The 18,089-nt window shown below is 72.0% G+C and carries 16 protein-coding genes; 10 read left to right on the forward strand and 6 right to left on the reverse strand.

Annotated features, from left to right (window positions below; all coding sequences use genetic code 11):
- Positions 1 to 57: 57 nt before the first annotated feature.
- Positions 58 to 2,268 (reverse strand): glycogen debranching protein GlgX, encoded by a 2,211-nt coding sequence (glgX, locus tag ACFYY6_RS11205; protein ID WP_351525390.1) that lies wholly within the window; start codon positions 2,266 to 2,268, stop codon positions 58 to 60.
- A gap of 398 nt (positions 2,269 to 2,666) precedes the next feature.
- Between glgX and ACFYY6_RS11210 the strand changes: the two genes are divergently transcribed.
- Together ACFYY6_RS11210 and ACFYY6_RS11215 are read left to right on the forward strand one after the other, a co-directional pair.
- The gene (locus tag ACFYY6_RS11210) at positions 2,667 to 3,899 is read left to right on the forward strand and encodes an SAV2148 family HEPN domain-containing protein (protein WP_351525389.1); all 1,233 of its coding nucleotides are present in this window, start codon (positions 2,667 to 2,669) and stop codon (positions 3,897 to 3,899) included.
- Between the two features lie 76 nt (positions 3,900 to 3,975).
- Positions 3,976 to 4,704, forward strand: a complete 729-nt coding sequence (locus ACFYY6_RS11215) for a 3'-5' exonuclease (protein ID WP_351525388.1) — start codon at positions 3,976 to 3,978, stop codon at positions 4,702 to 4,704.
- A 100-nt stretch (positions 4,705 to 4,804) separates the two neighbouring features.
- Here ACFYY6_RS11215 and ACFYY6_RS11220 read toward each other — a convergent pair whose 3' ends face one another.
- Entirely contained in the window at positions 4,805 to 5,671 is an 867-nt protein-coding gene (locus ACFYY6_RS11220; RefSeq protein WP_351525387.1) for an aminoglycoside phosphotransferase family protein, read from the reverse strand.
- 693 nt (positions 5,672 to 6,364) lie between these two features.
- Between ACFYY6_RS11220 and ACFYY6_RS11225 the strand changes: the two genes are divergently transcribed.
- The 3 genes from ACFYY6_RS11225 (at position 6,365) to ACFYY6_RS11235 (ending at position 8,660) form a co-directional block, all read left to right on the forward strand.
- A complete protein-coding gene (locus tag ACFYY6_RS11225) occupies positions 6,365 to 7,567 on the forward strand; it encodes a S8 family serine peptidase (protein WP_351525386.1) in 1,203 nt (400 codons plus the stop codon).
- A gap of 122 nt (positions 7,568 to 7,689) precedes the next feature.
- Entirely contained in the window at positions 7,690 to 8,265 is a 576-nt protein-coding gene (locus tag ACFYY6_RS11230; RefSeq protein WP_351635713.1) for a DUF1697 domain-containing protein, read from the forward strand.
- On the forward strand, positions 8,262 to 8,660 hold the full coding sequence (locus ACFYY6_RS11235) for a nuclear transport factor 2 family protein (protein WP_351521335.1): 399 nt from the start codon (positions 8,262 to 8,264) through the stop codon (positions 8,658 to 8,660). The genes ACFYY6_RS11230 and ACFYY6_RS11235 overlap by 4 nt, the downstream gene beginning before the upstream one ends.
- 150 nt (positions 8,661 to 8,810) lie before the next feature.
- On the opposite strand, the gene ACFYY6_RS11240 is transcribed toward ACFYY6_RS11235, so the two are convergent.
- Together ACFYY6_RS11240 and ACFYY6_RS11245 are read right to left on the reverse strand one after the other, a co-directional pair.
- Positions 8,811 to 9,665 carry an ABC transporter ATP-binding protein gene (locus tag ACFYY6_RS11240; protein WP_386608973.1) on the reverse strand — a complete coding sequence of 285 codons (855 nt, stop codon included), beginning with the start codon at positions 9,663 to 9,665 and terminating at the stop codon, positions 8,811 to 8,813.
- Between the two features lie 14 nt (positions 9,666 to 9,679).
- Positions 9,680 to 10,567, reverse strand: a complete 888-nt coding sequence (locus tag ACFYY6_RS11245) for an aldo/keto reductase (protein WP_389192775.1) — start codon at positions 10,565 to 10,567, stop codon at positions 9,680 to 9,682.
- Between the two features lie 400 nt (positions 10,568 to 10,967).
- On the opposite strand from ACFYY6_RS11245, the gene ACFYY6_RS11250 reads away from it, so the two are divergent.
- Positions 10,968 to 11,573, forward strand: coding sequence for an XRE family transcriptional regulator (locus tag ACFYY6_RS11250; protein ID WP_351633908.1), 606 nt, complete (start codon positions 10,968 to 10,970; stop codon positions 11,571 to 11,573).
- A gap of 93 nt (positions 11,574 to 11,666) precedes the next feature.
- Here the strand turns inward: ACFYY6_RS11250 and ACFYY6_RS11255 are convergent, their stop codons facing one another.
- Positions 11,667 to 12,515, reverse strand: coding sequence for an IclR family transcriptional regulator (locus tag ACFYY6_RS11255; RefSeq protein WP_351521329.1), 849 nt, complete (start codon positions 12,513 to 12,515; stop codon positions 11,667 to 11,669).
- Positions 12,516 to 12,771: 256 nt separating this feature from the next.
- On the reverse strand, positions 12,772 to 13,740 hold the full coding sequence (locus ACFYY6_RS11260; RefSeq protein ID WP_351521328.1) for a zinc-binding dehydrogenase: 969 nt from the start codon (positions 13,738 to 13,740) through the stop codon (positions 12,772 to 12,774).
- Between the two features lie 351 nt (positions 13,741 to 14,091).
- Here ACFYY6_RS11260 and ACFYY6_RS11265 point away from each other — a divergent pair, with 351 nt between their 5' ends.
- The 4 genes from ACFYY6_RS11265 to ACFYY6_RS11280 are packed head-to-tail and all read left to right on the forward strand — an operon-like array spanning position 14,092 to position 17,886.
- Entirely contained in the window at positions 14,092 to 15,027 is a 936-nt protein-coding gene (locus tag ACFYY6_RS11265; protein WP_351521327.1) for a VOC family protein, read from the forward strand.
- Positions 15,024 to 16,331, forward strand: a complete 1,308-nt coding sequence (locus ACFYY6_RS11270) for an aromatic ring-hydroxylating dioxygenase subunit alpha (protein WP_351521326.1) — start codon at positions 15,024 to 15,026, stop codon at positions 16,329 to 16,331. Before ACFYY6_RS11265 ends, ACFYY6_RS11270 begins: the two co-directional genes overlap by 4 nt.
- Positions 16,328 to 16,675: a bifunctional 3-phenylpropionate/cinnamic acid dioxygenase ferredoxin subunit gene (locus ACFYY6_RS11275; protein WP_351521325.1), complete on the forward strand. Its 348-nt coding sequence runs from the start codon at positions 16,328 to 16,330 to the stop codon at positions 16,673 to 16,675. The genes ACFYY6_RS11270 and ACFYY6_RS11275 overlap by 4 nt, the downstream gene beginning before the upstream one ends.
- Entirely contained in the window at positions 16,672 to 17,886 is a 1,215-nt protein-coding gene (locus ACFYY6_RS11280) for an NAD(P)/FAD-dependent oxidoreductase (RefSeq protein ID WP_389192779.1), read from the forward strand. Before ACFYY6_RS11275 ends, ACFYY6_RS11280 begins: the two co-directional genes overlap by 4 nt.
- The last annotated feature ends 203 nt before the right edge of the window (positions 17,887 to 18,089 follow it).

The following is an 18,089-nucleotide window of genomic DNA, read 5'->3' on the forward strand; positions in this document are numbered from 1 at the left end:
CCGCGCACGTACGCGCGGGCGTGCGAGACGTCCGCGCCGGGCGGTCGTGCGCGGCGCCTACGCCGGGCGCTGGAGCACCGCCATGCTCCGCCCGACCAGCGTCACCCGTTCGCCCGCCGACACCTTCGGCCCGCAGCCCGGCAGGACCCCGGCCGGACGCGCCGTGTCGACGACCACCATCCACTGCCGCCCGTGATGCACCGGCACGCGGAACTCCAGGGTCTCGGCGCTCGCGTTGAACATCAGCAGGAACGAGTCGTCGGAGATCCGCTCGCCGCGCGGCCCCGGCTCCGAGATCGCGTGGCCGTTGAGGAAGACCGTCAGCGCCTTGGCGTGCGCCGCCTGCCAGTCCCGCTGCGTCATCTCCCGGCCCCCGGGCGTGAACCACGCGATGTCCGACAGCTCGTCGTGCGTGCCCTCGACCGGACGGCCGTGGAAGAACCGGCGGCGGCGGAAGACCGGATGGTCGCGGCGGAGCCAGACCATCGCCCGGGTGAACTCCAGCAGGCTGCTGCCCAGACCGTCCGCCTCGCCCGCACCGTCCTCCCGCTCGCCGTCCTGCGCCCCGGACTCGCCGTCCATGACGCCGCCCTGCGGTCCGCTCCGCGCGGCGTCGGCCGGGTCCGGCCAGTGCACCCACGACAACTCGTTGTCCTGGCAGTACGCGTTGTTGTTGCCGCGCTGGGTGCGCCCGAACTCGTCGCCGTGGCTCAGCATCGGCACGCCCTGGGACACCATCAGCGTGGCGACGAAGTTCCGCATCTGCCGCATCCGGAGCTCCAGGACCTCAGGATCCTCCGTCTCGCCCTCCACCCCGCAGTTCCAGGACCGGTTGTAGCTCTCGCCGTCCCGGTTGCCCTCGCCGTTGGCCTCGTTGTGCTTGTCGTTGTACGCGACCAGGTCGTGCAGCGTGAACCCGTCGTGGCAGGTGGCGAAGTTGATCGAGGCGAGCGGGCGCCGCCCGTCGTCCTGGTACAGGTCGGACGAGCCCGTCAGCCGTCCGGCGAACTCGGCGAGCGTCCGCGGCTCGCCGCGCCACAGGTCCCGCACGGTGTCCCGGTACTTGCCGTTCCACTCGGTCCACAGCGGCGGGAAGTTGCCGACCTGGTAGCCGCCCTCGCCCACGTCCCACGGCTCGGCGATCAGTTTCACCTGGCTGACCACCGGATCCTGCTGCACCAGGTCGAAGAACGACGACAGCCGGTCCACCTCGTGGAACTGCCGGGCCAGCGTGGCCGCCAGATCGAACCGGAAGCCGTCGACGTGCATCTCCGTGACCCAGTACCGCAGCGAGTCCATGATCAGCTGGAGCACGTGCGGCGACCGCATCAACAGGGAGTTCCCCGTCCCCGTGGTGTCCATGTAGTACCGCTGGTCGTCCGCGAGCCGGTAGTACGAGGCGTTGTCCAGGCCCCGGAAGGAGAGCGTCGGCCCCAGATGGTTGCCCTCGGCGGTGTGGTTGTAGACCACGTCGAGGATCACCTCGATGCCCGCCTGGTGCAGGGCCCGCACCGCCTGCTTGAACTCGAGCACCTGCTCGCCGCGGTCGCCCCAGGACGCGTAGTCGTTGTGCGGGGCGAAGAACCCGATCGTGTTGTAGCCCCAGTAGTTGGCCAGCCCCGCGTCCACCAACCGGTGGTCCTGGACGAACTGGTGAACGGGCATCAGTTCGATCGCGGTGACGCCGAGTTCGGTCAGATGGGCGATCACCTCCGGATGGGCCAGTCCCGCGTACGTCCCGCGCAGCTCCTTCGGGAGCCCCGGATGGAGCATCGTCAGGCCCTTCACGTGGGCCTCGTAGATCACCGTGCGGTGGTAGTCGGTGCGCGGCCGCCGGTCGTCGCCCCAGTCGAAGTACGGGTTCACCACGACCGAGGTCATGGTGTGCGGCGCCGAATCGAGGTCGTTGCGCGCGTCGGGCCGACCGAATGGATAGCCGTACACCGCCTCGCCCCACCGGACCTGCCCGGCCACGGCCCTGGCGTACGGATCGAGCAGCAGCTTCGCCGAATTGCAGCGGACCCCGCGCTCGGGCTCGTACGGGCCGTGCACCCTGAAGCCGTACCGCTGTCCGGGCATCACTCCGGGCAGATAGGCGTGGCGGACGAAGGCGTCGGTCTCCCTGAGCTCCACCGCCGTCTCGGAACCGTCGTCGTGCAGCAGGCACAACTCGATTCGGTGGGCGGCCTCCGAGAAGACCGCGAAGTTGGTCCCGGCGCCGTCGTACGTGGCTCCGAGGGGATACGCCTGTCCCGGCCAGACCTGCATAGCTTCGACTCTTCCACTTCTGATCCGGGTGCCTGGTGGTTATGGGTCGTTCGAGCACGATCTCTCATGAATATTCCGTATCTTCCCGATCTCCCCGAATCTTCCCCGAAACGGGTGCGGCTTCCTAGGACGTTGCGCGGGACGGTCAACATCGGTCCGCTCCGTGTCGCCCCCAGGGCCGGAATCCCGGGCCCCGAAGTCGCTGCTGCCCCGGAACGAAGCCTCGGGCAGGGGGCCAATCGCTATGAATCCGCTCACTACGGCGGATCTCGCCCCGGAGAACGCGCTTTCTCCGTTGGGGAGTTGATGAAAGCAGCCTGTGCATCCGGCTGCACCGGATCACGCTCGCGGAGTACCCTTCCTTGATCGTTGGTGGGGGAGTGGAAGGCGGTGCACGGGTGAGCTCGGAAGGCTTCGAGCTGCCCCCGGGTGACACAGGTCACGAGGGGGAATCCGCCGATGCCCCACCAGGGGCGGTCTCGCTTGCCCGGCCCGTGGAGATCGGCGCGGAACTGGACTGGGGGGCGGACGCCTGGAGCGAGGTGCGCACCCGCGCCCAGCGGGCCGGACGCGCCTACATCTGGCTGAACCTCGTGGAGCAACGGCTGCGGGCCGTGGTCGCGGCGGTGCTCCGGCCCATCTACGAGCCGGTCCACGGCGAGGAGTGGGTGGTGGCCGCCGCCGGGCCCGCCGGGCAGGAGTGGGTGCAGCGTGCCGTCGCGGTGCGCGAGGTCTCCCGGCGCAAGGGCTATCTGCTCGATCCGGCCGACGACAACGTGCTCAGCTTTCTCACCCTGCCCCAGCTGCGGGAGCTGCTGGTCCAGCACTGGCCGTGCTTCGAGCCGTACTTCGACGACCGTCGCGAGGTCGAACTGGCGCTCGACGAGCTGGAGGTCGCGCGCAACGTGGTCTCCCGCAACCGCGCGCTGAACGAGGCGGTCCTCGCCCAGGCCGAGCGCGCCTCCGCCCGGCTCCTGGAGATCCTGGGCGGCGGCGCCTCGGTCCCGTCGGCCGACCGGCTCCCGGTCGACGCCGTCGAGGAACTGGTCGGCGACCGGTACGCGGACGTGGTGTCGGTCCATCCCGACCGGGTGCGGCTGCAGCGCCAGCTGCCCGCCGAGGACCTGTTCGGCGGCTCACGGCGCCTCGACGCGATCGGCATCGGACTCAACCTGCTGGTGCAGAACTTCTCCGGCCGCAGGCTGATCCGGCTGGCCGAGTCCGGCTGCCGGGTCCGGCTGCTGTTCATCAACCCGGCGAGCAGTGCGGTCAAGCGGCGCGAGCGGGAACTGGGCCTCAAGAAGGGCGAACTGAGCCGTTCGGTGGAGATGAACATCCTCCACATGCGCCGCGTCCGTTCCAAGCTCCGCGACCCCGGAGCGTTCGAGATCCACGTCTTCGACGAGACACCGCGCTTCACGGCCTATCTCGTGGACGGAGACGGGACGGACGCGGTCGGAGTGGTGCAGCCCTATCTGCGGCGCGCACGCGGCATGGAGTCGCCCGTGCTGGTGCTGCGCGGCGGCGGGCGCTCGGTGGTGCGGGCCGGGCAGGACAGCGAGCACGGGCTGTTCGAGACGTACCGCGAGGAGTTCGAGTCCGTGTGGACGGACTCCCGGCCCGTCTCCTGAGGGGCCGTGAGCCCGTTGTCAGTGGTGCGTGCGAGGGTGGTCACCACATGGGGGAGGAACACGAAGGAGGTACCCGATGAGCTGGCACCGGGAGGCGCTGGTCGGCTTCGACCTGGAGACGACGGGCACGGACCCGCTGGAGGCCCGGATCGTGACCGCCGCGGTCGTGGGCGTGAAGGACAGGGACGGGGGGCCGGTGCGGCAGCGCACCTGGCTGGCGGATCCGGGCATCCGGATCCCCGCGCAGGCGTCCGCCATCCACGGCATCAGCAGTGAGCGGGCGGCGGCCGAGGGGCGGCCGGTGCGCGAAGTGGCCGACGAGATCGCCGACACGCTCACCGGCCACTGGCGCCAGGGCGTGCCCGTCGTCGCCTACAACGCCGCCTTCGACCTGACGCTGCTCACGGCCGAACTCCACCGGCACGGGCTGCCTTCACTGAGCGACCGGCTCGACGGCGCCGGCATCGGACCGGTCGTCGACCCGTACACCATCGACCGGGCCGTCGACCGCTACCGGAAGGGGAAGCGGACCCTCGAAGCGGTCTGCGTCGAGTACGGGGTGGTGCACGGCGGCGCCCATGACGCGGCGGCGGACGCGCTCGCGGCGGTCCGGGTGGCGTACGCGATAGCCGAGCGGCACGGCTCGGTGGCCGGGCTCACCGCCGCCGAACTGCACGAGCGCCAGGTGGAGTGGTACGCGCGATGGGCGGCCGACTTCCAGGAGTTCCTGCGCCGCAAGGGAACCGCGGACGCGGTGGTGGACGGCCACTGGCCGTTGCGGGAGCCCGCCCGGGTGGCCGGCTGAGGGCGTGAGTGTCCCGGCCCGCCGGGACTCACCGGGCGGCCTCCGCTCCGCCGGGATCGTACGGCGGCCGTCGGCCCCGCCGGGAAGCCCGGACAGGGCCTCAGAACGGATACCACCGCACGGTCGTGTCCCCGTCGCGCAGCGACGCCACCCTGCGGCGGAACTCCACCAGCGCCTTCGGGTTGGTCGGCGCGTGCTGAGACACCCACGCGCAGCTCGCCGTCTCCCGGGCGCCGCGCAGTACCGCGCAGCCGTCCCACTCGCGAACGTCCCAGCCGTACGCGGTGGTGAAGGCGTCGTACGCCTCGGCGGGCAGACCGTACCGGTCCCGGGACAGCGCGAGCACCACCAGATCGTGCTCCCGCAGGTCCGCCGAGAAGGTCTCCAGATCGACCAGCACCGGCCCGTCCGGGCCGACATGCACGTTGCGGGGAAGGGCGTCGCCATGGATCGGACCGGGGGTCAGACGCGGGATCAGCGTCGCCGCGGCCGCGGCGAAGCCGTCACGGCGCTCACGCAGATAGTCGGCGTCGGCCGGGTCGATCGCGTCGCCCGCGAGCCGTAGCCAGCGCTCGACGCCGCCCAGCAGCTCCCGGGGCGGAAGTGCGAACCCGTCCGGGGCAGGCAGGGCGTGGACCAGCCTGAGCAGCCCCGCCAGGTCGCGCGCCTCGGCGGGGCGCACGGCCGTCGGCAACCGGTGCCAGAACGTCACCGGATGCCCCCCCACCAGCCGCGCCCCGGGCTCCGCCGCCCGTACGGCGGGGACGCCGGAGGCGGCCAGCCACCGTGCCACCGCCACTTCGCGCTCGGCCCGGTCCCGCAGCTCCGGGCTGCGCACGGCGTCCCGGCCGATCTTGACCACCAGATCGTCCACGGCGAACACCGCGTTCTCGCCCAGCGCGAGCAGCTCCGCGCCGCCGGACAGTCCGGCAGCGACCAATACCTCACGCGCACGCATTTCGTCCATGGATCCGATTTTCGCACTCATGTCGGCCGGGTTGACGAACCGACGGCCCGTCAGCACGATGACGAGGATCACCTGAGCGTTCAGAGCGGTAAGAATCCGATCAAATGACGCAAGGGGTCTCATTCGTGACATCAGCCAGCGCAGTCGTGCGAACCGGGCGAAACCCGCATCGGTGGACCGTGCGGGCGCCGGCCCCGACCGCCCCGGAGCGGACCGCGGCGGAGGTGCGCTCGCCGGACCGATGGGGCCTTTGGTGTCCGGGTCGTACGGAGTTGAGGGGTTCCGCGCCGTCAGGCCCCGGGCGCTGGGCCGGGCGCGGTACGGGGACCGAGTCGGGCTCGCGTGAGCCCGGGTCCGGCCGCGGGCCGGGACGGCGCCGACGGTCGGGGACGTAAACAAGCCGAGTCCTCGTCGGCGCGCACGGCCCGGTGCGATCCGCCTTCCCCCGTGCGAAGCGTACGGGCCGCCCTGGCGGGGACGTCGGAGCCGTGCGAATGGTCCATCTTGCGCAGCCCGCGCCCGACTTGGGCACGCCTGGCCGAATTTCTATTACAAAACTTTGTTGCGTAAGTCACAGCCGTAAGAAGGTCTTGATCTGAGCGCGTCAATCGGCAAGGGTTTCGAGCCAACCCCCGGAGATCTTCCGGCCGAGGGTCAATCCCCCCACAAAGAATGACGAGGAGACCCCTCTTCATGGCTATTCACAAGCGCGCACGCCGGATCAAGCTCACCGCCGCGATAACCGCCGTGGCGGCGGCCGCCGGAGTCACCCTGCTGAGCACTCCCGTCGCCGGAGCCGCGTCCGCTCCCGCGATGGGCGTCGTCTACGGCGCCGATGCGGCGAACGCCGTCCAGGGCAGCTACATCGTGATGCTGGACCACAAGGCCGACAAGTCGAAGCTGGCCAAGAAGTACGGCGGCAAGCTCGACCGGAACTTCAAGTCCGCCGTCAACGGCTTCTCCGCCAGCGGCCTCTCGCTCACCGAGGCCAAGCGACTCGCGGCCGACCCGGCCGTCTCCAAGGTGGTCCAGAACAAGAAGTTCCACATCGACGCCACGCAGGAGAACCCGCCGTCCTGGGGGCTGGACCGGATCGACCAGACCGAGACGGCCGGCGACGACGCGTACACCTACCCGGACAGCGCGGGCGAGGGCGTCACCGCCTACGTCATCGACACCGGTGTCCGCACCACGCACAGCGAGTTCGAGGGCCGGGCCACCTCCGGCTACGACGCGGTGGACGACGACGACAGCGCGGACGACGGCAACGGCCACGGCACGCACGTGGCCGGGACCATCGCCGGTGCCACCTACGGTGTCGCCAAGAAGGCGAAGATCGTGGCCGTCCGGGTCCTCGACGACTCCGGCTCCGGCACCACCGAGCAGGTCGTCGCGGGCATCGACTGGGTCACCGCCAACCACGAGGGGCCCTCCGTCGCCAACATGAGCCTCGGCGGCGGCGCGGACGAGGCGCTCGACGCCGCGGTCCAGAAGGCCATCGCCTCCGGGGTCACGTTCGCCGTGGCCGCGGGGAACGACTCCTCCGACGCGAGCCAGACCTCGCCGGCGCGCGTTCCCGAGGCGATCACCGTCGCCTCGTCCACGGTGGACGACGAGCAGTCGTACTTCTCCAACTACGGCTCGATCGTGGACATCTACGCACCCGGGTCGGACATCACCTCGTCCTGGAACGACAGCGACGACGGTTCCAACACGATCTCCGGCACCTCCATGGCGACCCCGCACGTCGTCGGAGCCGCCGCCGTCTACCTCTCCGGACACCCGGACGCCACCCCGGACGAGGTCGCCACGGCGCTGACCGAGGGCGCCACCCCCGACGCGATCTCCAACGCGACCGAGGGCACGCCCAACAAGCTGCTCAAGATCGTCGAGTAGTCGCCCCCCGGGCGTGACCGGTGTCCGGACGCCGGTCACGCCCGGGGCCCCTCGGCCGCCGCGCCCTCCCCCACGGGGCGCGGCGGCCGCTCCGCGCGGGCGTGTCGTCCTATGGTGTGACCATGACGATGTACGCGGCGCTGTTGCGCGGGATCAATGTGAGCGGCCACAAGAGGGTGCCGATGGCCGAACTTCGCACGCTGCTCACCGAACTGGGCCACGGAGACGTCCGTACCCATCTGCAGAGCGGCAACGCCGTCTTCAGCAGCCCGTCGGACGACGAGAACCTGCTCGCCGCCGAGCTGGAACGGGCCATCGAGAAGCGGTTCGGGTTCCCCGTCCCCTGTCTGGTCCGCGACGGCGCGTACCTCGCGGCGGTCGCCGCGGCCTGTCCCTTCCCGGCCGCCGAGCTGGAGGGCAGGCAGTTGCACGTCACCTACTTCGGGCAGCCCGTGGACGCGGCGCGCTTCGAACGGATCGAGGCGGCGGACCACCTCCCCGAGGAGTTCCGGCTCGGGGACCGCGCGCTGTACCTCTACACGCCCGACGGGCTGGGCCGGTCCAGGCTCGCCGACGCGCTGTCCCGCCCCTCCCTCGCCCCGGGCATCACCGCCACCTCCCGCAACTGGAACACCGTGCTCAAGCTGGTGGAGTTGACGGCGGCCGGGGAGACCACGCACCCCGGAGCCGGGGCATGACCGGGACGCCACCCGGCGTGGCCGCGGCGGTGGAGGGCGAACTTCGCCTCCTCGACCCGGCGGTACGTGCCTGCGCCGACGTCCTCGCCCAGGTGCTGCACCCGGACTACCGCGAGATCGACTCCACCGGCCGGATCTGGGACCGGGACGCGATGATCGCCTCGCTCACCGGTCAGGGCGCCCCGCGCCCCGGCCCCCTCACCGCGTCGCGGATGCGCGGGGTCCAGCTGGACGGCGGACTGGTCCACCTCACCTACGACACCGAACGCAAGGGGCACCTCGCCCACCGCAGTTCGCTGTGGCTGTTCACCGGGACGGGCTGGGCGCTCTACTTCCACCAGGCCACACCGTTCGCCGCGACGGCAGCGGACATCGTTCCCCGCGCCGACGACTGAGCCCGCGCGGCGGCACGTCACGGGCTGCGAGCCACGGCGAACGGACCCCTGCGCGGGCGACCGCCGCACTCGTCGTGGGCGGTCACGGACGTCGGTGGACGGACGCGGACAGGCGTGGACGGTCGCGCGCTCGGGGGCGGACCCGCTCGTTCAGCGGCGTGCGGCCCGGTGGGCCCGCGCCGTCCACCGGCCGTCCGTACGGGAGATCCGCACCGGATGCCCGAAGCAGTCGCTGACCAGGTCGGTGGTCAGCACCTCGTCCGCGTCGCCCGACGCCACGCAGCGTCCGCCGCGCAGCAGCATCGCGTGCGTGGTGGACGCCGGCAACTCCTCCAGATGGTGTGTGACCAGGACGGTGGCCAGCTCCGGATGCTCCTCGCGCAGCGCGTCCAGACTGTCCAGCAACTGCTCGCGGGCGGCGAGGTCCAGGCCTGTGGCCGGCTCGTCGAGCAGCAGCAGGCGCGGCTCGGGCATCAGTGCGCGGGCGATGAGCGTACGGCCCCGCTCGCCCTGCGAGAGCGCGGGCCAGCGCGACTCCGTCTTCCCGCCCATGCCGAGGGTCGCCAGCAGGGTCTCGGCCCGGTTTCGCTGCTCCCGGGTCGGGGACCAGCGAGGCACCGGCTCGATCGAGTTGGTCAGACCGGTCAGCACCACCTCGCGCACCGACAGCGGGGAACGCAGCGGATGCCGCGGATCGACATGCCCGAGCATCGACCTCAGCTCCCGCAGATCGACCCGGCCCAGGGTGCGTCCGAGCACCTCGACGGTGCCCCGGGTGGGGTGGTTGACCGCGCCGAGCAGACCGAGCAGCGTGCTCTTGCCGGCCCCGTTGGCGCCGAGCAGGGCCCAGTGCTCACCACTGCGCACGGTCACGGACACCGAGTCGAGCAGGACGTTGCCGTCCCGTACCAACGAGACGGCCTCGGCCCGGATCACCGGGGCGGCCGTGCTGCGAGCGGGTGCCCCGGCCGGGGCGGGAACGGGGGCGGTGGTCTGCGTGGTCACCTACGAGCACTCCTTCATGCGGGGCGGGTCCTTCGGGGGGACGCGAGCCCTTCCAGAAGGCTCATGTCCTCGGCGGACAGCCGGACCTCCCGAGCCCCCATGTTCTCCGTGAGATGGACGGGCGAACCGGTGCCGGGGGTGGGGCACAGGACGGGGGAGCGGTGCAGCAGCCAGGCGAGGGCGATCTGCCCGCGCGTGGCGCCGTGCCGATCGGCGACACCGGTGAGTGCGGCGCCCGCCTCGCCGGTCAACGCCCCGTCGGCCAGCGGGAACCAGGGCAGAAACGCCAGGCCGTGGGCCTCGCACACCCTCAGTACCGCGTCCGACGAGCGGTCGAGGAGATTGAACCGGTTCTGCACCGAGGCGATCCCGGTCAGGGAGAGGGCCTGCTCCAGCTGGTCGGCGGTGAGGGTGTCCAGACCGATATGGCGGATCTTACCCTCCTGCCTCAGCTCATCCAGTGCGCCCAGCTGGTCGGCCATGGGCACCTGGGGGTCCAGCCGGTGCAGCTGGTAGAGACCGATCCGTTCCGTCCGCAGGCGCCGAAGGCTCGCCTCGCACATCGCCCGCAGCCGCTCGGGGCGGCCGTCGACGTGCCAGGCGCGGTCGCTGGTGCGCACCACACCGCCCTTGGTCGCGACCATCAGTTCGTCCGGGTACGGGCGCAGGGCCTCGGCGACCAGTTCCTCGGCCAGACCGGGGCCGTAGTTGTCGGCGGTGTCGACGAGCGTGACGCCCTGTCCGACGGCCGCCCGCAGCACCGCCACCGCCTCCCGCCGCTCCCCGCGAGGCCCCCAGTAGCCGGGACCGGTCAGCTGGGCGGTGCCGTAGCCGAGGCGGCGCACGGGCGACTCACCGCCCAGCAGGAACACGTCGTCGAGGGGGTGTGACACGGGAGACATGTGCAAAGGCTAACGACGACGGTGCGCCGTGCCGTGAGGCCGGGCCTTGGGCGGCCGCCGTCGGCCGGGGAATGGGCGGCCGGGGTGGGTAACCACTCGGCGAGAGAACGGGAGGCGCTGTGCAGTGTCCCAGATGCGGCAAGCAGATGAGCCGTAACGTCGGTGGCTGGTGGACCTGTTGGAGCTGCGGCAACACCCAGCCCGGATACGGGGCGCCCTCGGCGTCCCGGCCGGTCGTGCCGGTCACGGGCGCAGGCGTGTCGATGTGCCGCGTGCTCATATGAGACCGGCTCCGGCACCGGTTCCGGGACCCGCTGCGGGACCGGCGAGATCCCTGCTGACTACATCGATCTCCCGTTTCCCGCCGTCCGGGGCCGTCCAGGTGCCCTATTGTGGTGCGGTGTCGACAGGAAACGCCGTGGTCGCGCGCAACATGCGCTTCCTCAGAGAGCAGCGCGGGCTGTCGCTGGCCGAACTCGCCCGCCAGGCCGGGCTGGCCAAGCAGACGCTCTCCAAGGTCGAGCTGGGCACCGGAAATCCCACGGTGGAGACGCTGTTCGCGGTCGCGGCCGCCCTCGGCGTGCCGGTGACGCGACTGGTGGCCGAACGCGAGCAGGTGATGACGGTGCGTCGGGGCCGGGACGCGTCCTGGCAGGAGCGGTCCGGCTACGAGGTCCGCAGCCTCGACCATGTCTACGGCTCGGGTGTCATCGAGAACTACGTGCTGCGGATCCGGGGCGAGGGGCACTCGCAGCCCCACCCGGTGGGCACGCTCGAGCATCTCTACGTCATCAGGGGCCGGGTCAGGGTGGGCCCGGAGGACAGTCCGGTGGAGCTGTCCACCGGTGACTTCGTACGATTCCCCGGCGACCGCCCGCATCTGTACGCGTCCCTCGACGGGGAGAGCGTGGTGCACATCGTGGTGAGCGTGCCGCGGGTCCAGCCGGGCACCGGCGGGGTGCACGGCGGTGTGCGCCGCGAGAACGGCGTGGCCACCGAGGGCTGACCTCCGACGGGCGAGCGACGCTGTCGGTGCCCCGGCGTCCCGGTGGCACGTCGTTGCGCGACGGCTGCCGGGGCCCGAGTGGGGCGGCGCGGCTCAGGCGGCCGCGGGCTCCGCCGATGCCGGGCGGCGACGACCGCGCGGGCGGGCGGCGGCGCCCAGCTCCCTGGCCGCCTCGAAGGCGACCCGGCGCAGCTCCGGAGCGACCCGGGCGGGTTCGAAGCGGTGCAGGGCGCCGGAGACCGAGATCGCGGCGACCGGCCGGCCGGCCGCGCCCATGACCGGCACCGCCACGCACGTGACACCCGGCAGGATCTCCTCGCGCTCGTAGGCGATCCCCTCGCGCCGGACCCGGGCCAGTTCGGCCCGGAACTCCGCCGGATCGGTCACCGAGTGCTCCGTCGGCGCGGGCAGCCCCTGGGCGATGGCCAGCTCCGCCGCGTCGTGGTCGAAGGCGAGCAGCGCCTTGCCGACCGCGGTGCAGGACGCGGGCAGCCGCGAACCGATCCGGGTGGGTGTACGGGCCCGGCGGTGGCCGTGCAGCTTGTTGACGTACATGACGTCCGTGCGGTGCAGCACCGCCAGGTGCACGGTCTCGTGGGTGAGGACGTACAGCTCGGTGAGGAAGGGGAGCAGCCGTTCCTGGAGCATCAGCGGCGTCGGCCCGTAGGCCCGGCGCCCGATGTCGAAGAGCTGGGGGCCGAGCCGGTAGCTGCTCCCGACGCGCTCGACGACGGCGTTGCGCTGGAGGATGCCCAGCAGCCGGAACGCGGTCGACTTGGTGAGCCGGGTGCGGCGGGCGAGTTCGCTGACGCCGACCTCGCGGTCCTCCTCGGCCAGCGACATCAGCAGGGTCAACGCCTTGTCCACGGCGGTCTGCTGGTCCTGCGAGGGGCCGGTGCCGGACGCGCTCCCGGCATCGGTGGTCGAGATGGGGTCGAGCATGTCCGCCTCCGCAACACTCTCCGGCGACCACTTCAATGGACGCATGTCCACTTTAGATGACTGTTTCGGCGTCGTGAAGAGCAAAGGCTCCGCAAAATGGAGAAAGCGGTGCCTCGCATGTCATATCCGAGGGGCCGGCTGACCGGAGGGACACGTGCCGTGTCCGGGCGGCGTACGAGGCGTCCCACCCGCAAAACCGGGCCGGACGGGCGTCGCGCCGACCGTCGTCCGGCCCGTGTCCGGGGTGCGGTCCCGGTCAGGGGCGGACGATCACCTTCCCCGTGACCTCACCGTCGATCATGGCGCGGAAGCCGTCGTGGATGGCGGTCAGCGGGATCTCCCGGTCGATCCGGGGCCGGACCCCGGCACTCTCCATGAACCGCAGCAGCGACACGAACTCCTGGCGCGTCCCGCCGGTGGAGCCCAGCACCCTCTGCTGGAGGTAGAAGACCCGGTTCAGGTCGGCCGGCGGGTTGGCCCCGCTGGTCGCGCCGGCCACCACCACCGTGCCGCCGGCCCGCAGCGAGCGCAGCGAGTGGGACCAGGTGGCCTCGCCGACCGTCTCCACGACCACGTCGACCTTCTCCGGAAGCCGCTCCCCGGTGGGCAGCGCCACATGGGCCCCCATCTCCAGGGCCGCGTCCCGCTTGGCCTCCGACCGGCTGGTCGCGTACACCCTGGCTCCGGCCGCCCGCGCCAGAGTGATGGCCGCCGAGGCCACACCGCCCCCCGCGCCCTGCACCAGCACCCGGTCGCCGGGACGTGTCCGGGCCTGGGTGAACAGCATCCGGTACGCCGTCAGCCAGGCCACCGGCAGACAGGCGGCCTCCGCGAAGGACAGCGCGGCCGGCTTGGGGATCAGATTCCGCCGCGGTACGCACAGGAACTCCGCGAACGCCCCGTCGTGCCGCTCCGACAGCAGTGCCCGGCCGGGGTCCAGGGTCTCGTCGCCGCCCCCGGCCTGCGGGTCGCCGATCACCGGATGGACGACGACCTCGTTCCCGTCCTCGTCGTACCCGGCCGCGTCACAGCCCAGCACCATGGGCAGCCGGTCCGCCGGGTGACCGACCCCGCGCAGCGTCCAGATGTCGTGGTGGTTCAGCGCTGCCGCGACCACGCGGACCACCGCCCAGCCGGGCGGGGCCATCGGAGCGGCGACCTCGCGCAGCTCCAGCCCGCCGAGCGGATCGGCGGGGTCCTGGCGTACGGCGACGGCGGCGAGCATCGGTCCTCCTGGGGCGGGGCGTCATCGAGATCGGCGCACGGGCGCCTGCCGGCGCACCGCGCGAACCCCCGACCCTTCCCGGACCGGCCGTCCGGCGGCCAGCGGCCGTGCCGGAAAGCGGCACGAACGTCCGCCGGCCCGCCGGACCCGGCCCGACCCGGCGGACACGGAGGGAGCGGGTGCGGCCGGTGACCGGGCGCCGGGCGGCGTGACCCGGACGCGTTCCACAGGGCGGCACAACGCGTGGCAGCGCCGCCCGGGACATCGTCTGCTGGGTGCTGCCCGTACGGACCGACAGCCCGTCCGGCCCCCGCCCGTACCCCCTGACCAGACCTGAAGGGACGGCCCGTCATGCAACTCAGCGGACTGGGATACTTCGGACTCCGCACCCGGCACGTCGACCGATGGCGCGCCTTCGCCGAGGACGTGCTCGGACTGTCGGCACGGACCACCGAGGACGGGCTGCGGCTGCGCGCGGACGACCGGGCCTGGCGCATCGCCCTGCACGAGGCCGACACCGAGGAATTCGGCTACGTCGGCTGGGAGGTGCCCGGCCCCGCCGAACTGGCCGCCGCCGCGGCGGAGCTGGCCGCCGCCGGTGTCGAAGTGACGCACGCCGACGAGCGGTTGCTGCGTGAGCGCGATGTGCTCGGTCTCTTCCATGTCGAGGACCCCGACGGCGTCCGGGTCGAGATCTTCCACGGCGCCCGTACCGCCGTCACGCCGTTCGTCTCGCCGACCGGTGCCCGCTTCGTCACCGGCGAACAGGGCCTGGGCCACGTGGTGTTCTCGGTGCGCGACTACGCCGCGACGCTCCGGTTCTACACGGAACTGCTCGGCTTCCGGGTCTCGGACTTCTGCGACCTCGGCCGCAAGCGCATCGCGTTCCTGCACACCAATCCGCGCCACCACTCGCTCGCCTTCGCCGGGCTCGTCATCGAGCCCGAGCGCAAGCCGCGCAAGGACGTCGACCCGGGCGAGCTGTTCCACTTCATGCTGGAGGTCGACGACCTCGACACCGTCGGCCACGCCTACGACCGCTGCCTAGAAGGCGCCGCGCCCGTCGCGCTCACACTCGGCCGGCACAGCAACGACAAGATGCTCTCCTTCTACGCGATCACGCCCTCCGGCTTCGAGATCGAGTACGGCCACGGGGCGATCACCGTCGCCGATCCGTGGACCGCGACCCGCGTCGACGGCACCAGCCTGTGGGGCCACCACCGACCGCCCGCCCCTGCCGCGTCCCCGGCTCCGTCCGCGCCCGCCCCGGAAGGAGCCACGGCATGAGCGCCCTGAACCGCGCCCCGGCCCCCTCCGTCGACGTCAGCGGGTACTTCGACATCGACCAGGGCCTCGTCGACCGCGGGATCTTCAGCGACAGCGGGCTCTACCAGCAGGAACTGCGCCGCGTCTTCGCGCCCAGCTGGCTGTTCCTCGCCCACGAGTCCCAGTTCGCCAAGCCCGGTGACTTCTTCAGCACGTACATGGGCGAGGACCCGGTCATCGTGACCATGGGCAAGGACCGGCGCATCCGGGCCTTCCTCAACGCCTGCCGGCACCGCGGCATGCGGATCTGCCGCGCCGACGCCGGAGCCACCAAGGCATTCACCTGCAATTACCACGGGTGGTCCTTCGACACCTCCGGCAAGCTGATCAACGTACCCAACCGCGAGGGCTATCCGGCCGACTTCGACGAGAGCCGCTGGGGCCTGATCGAGGTCGCCCAGCTGGACACGTACAAGGGCCTGATCTTCGCTACCTGGAACCCGGACGCCCCCGCGCTGGTCGAGGCGCTCGGCGGCATGACCTGGTACATGGACGCCATGCTCGACCGCGACCCGGAGGGCACCGAGGTCGTCGGCGGGGTCCACAAGTGGGTGCTGGAGGGCAACTGGAAGCTCGCCGCCGAGCAGTTCTCGTCCGACTGGTACCACGTCAACATCTCGCACGCCTCCGCCCTGATGGTCATGTCACCCACCGGCAAGGGGCCCAAGACCGAGATCGTGCAGACTCCGGGCCGCCAGTACACCGACCCGAACGGGCACGGCGCCGGCTTCCCGACCCACCCCAAGAGCCGTTTCGACGACCAGGTGGTGCACGAGTACTACGACTACGACCGGCTGCGCGAACGCCTCGGCAAGGAGCGCGCCGAGGGTCCGATGACGACCGGACACGCCAACGTCTTCCCCAACTTCTCCTACCTGCCCGTGAACGGCAGCATCCGCGTCTGGCACCCCAAGGGCCCGGACCGGATGGAGGTCTGGGCATGGACGATCGTCGACAAGTCGATGCCTGAAGAGGTGAAGAACGCCCAGCGGCTCTACAACCTCCGCACGTTCGGACCCACCGGCATCTTCGAGCAGGACGACGGCGAGAACTGGAGCGAGGTCCAGGCCACCGCGCACGGCTTCGTGGCCGGCGGCATGGCGCTCAACTACCAGATGGGCATCGGGATGGGAGCCGAGGACGGCGTCCACCCCGGTACCACCGGACACCTGTACTCCGACGGGGCCGCCCGCGGCTTCTACACCCGCTGGCGCGACCTGATGAACACCCCGGCCTGGCACGAGAAGGCGGCTGAAGAACGATGAACACCACCGGCAACGTGGTCCGGGTCGCCGACGTCGGCGACATCGAGGAGGGCGAGGCCCTCCAGGTGCCCGCCGAGCGGACCGGCTACCGCGACGCCATCGCCGTCTTCCACGACGGTGGCGCCTACTACGCGCTCGACGACACCTGCTCGCACGGCCAGGCGTCGCTCGCCGACGGCTGGATCGAGGACGGCGAGGTCGAATGCCCCCTGCACAGCGCCCGCTTCTGCCTCAGGTCGGGCGAGCCGCAGTGCATGCCCGCCACCATCGCCGCCCGGACCCACAAGGTCGAGGTACGCGAGGGCGGGATCTGGCTGCACCCCGGTCAGGAGCCCACGGCATGAAGAGGATCGCCCTGGTGGGCGCGGGCATCTCCGCCGTCTCCACCTGCGACGCGCTGCGCTCCGGCGGATACGACGGCGAGATCGTGCTGCTGAGCGACGAGGAGGGCGTGCCCTACGACCGTCCGCCGCTCAGCAAGGACGTCCTGCTCGGCAGGGCCACCGTCCGCGACGACGTGGCGCTGCGACCGGCCGACTGGTACGAGAAGCAGCGCGTCGACCTGCGGCCCGCGACCGCCGTGACCGCGCTGCGCCCCGACGAGGGCGTACTGGAACTGGCCGACGGCACCGAGTTGACGGCCGACCGGATCGTCCTCGCCACCGGCGGCACCGCCCGCACCCTGCCGGTGCCGGGCGCCGACGACCCCGCCGTGCACACCCTGCGCACGTGGGCCGAGGCCGAACTCCTGCGCTCCCGGCTGACCCCGGGGGCCCGGATCGCCGTCGTGGGAGCCGGGCTGATCGGCGCCGAGACCGCGGCGGTCGCCGCCGGACTGGGCTGCCGGGTCACCCTCGTCGACCCGGTCCCCGTGCCGCTGACCGCCGTCGTCGGGCCCGACATCGCCCGTGCGCTGCACGACCGGCACCGGGCCGCGGGCGTCGACGTCGTCACGGGCGGCGTGGAGCGCATCGACCGGGCGCCCGGCGCCGACGAGGTCACCGTCACCGTCGGCGGCCACGCCACGCCGATCACCGCCGACACGGTCGTCGTCGGCATCGGGATCCGGCCGGACACCGCGCTCGCCGGGGCCGCCGGCCTCACCGTCGACAACGGCATCGTCGTGGACGCCGCCCAGCGCACCTCGCACCCGAGGGTCCATGCGGTCGGGGACGTCGCCCGCCGCGCGGACCACCCGGTGCGCCACGAGCACTGGGACGCCGCGCAGCGCTCCGGTCGGGCCGCGGCCGCCGGACTGCTCGGGACGGACGCGCCCGGCGAACCGGCCTCCTGGTTCTGGTCCGACCGGTACGGCAGCCGCCTGGAGGCGGTCGGCTCGATGGCCGACGCCGAGGAGACCGTACGCCGACCGGAGACCGGGTCCGCAGCGTTCACCGTGTTCGGGCTGCGCGCGGGACGGGTGGTCGCCGCCGCGGCGATCGACCGGCCCAAGGACATCAAGGCCGCACAGCGGCTGATCGCCCGCGCCGTCGCCGTCACCCCGCAACGGCTCGCCGACGAGTCCGTCGAGCTGCGCGCCCTGCTGCGCGGCTGACCGGCCACGCCCGCCCCCTTGTCGTTCCCCGCCGTCCGGCAGCCGGCCGAGGCCCACCGCCCGGCCCGTGCCGCGGACCGGCACACCCGCTCCCCGCGCCCGCCGCCGTGCGATGGGATAGCCGACGCAGCGCGGCCTTCTCAGGGCTGTCCCGTAATCCCTGACGGGCGCCCGACGACAGCCGCGGCACCTCGCCGCGTTGT

Origin of the sequence: Streptomyces sp. NPDC001750 (genome assembly GCF_042892615.1) — a bacterium.
GTDB lineage: Bacteria > Actinomycetota > Actinomycetes > Streptomycetales > Streptomycetaceae > Streptomyces.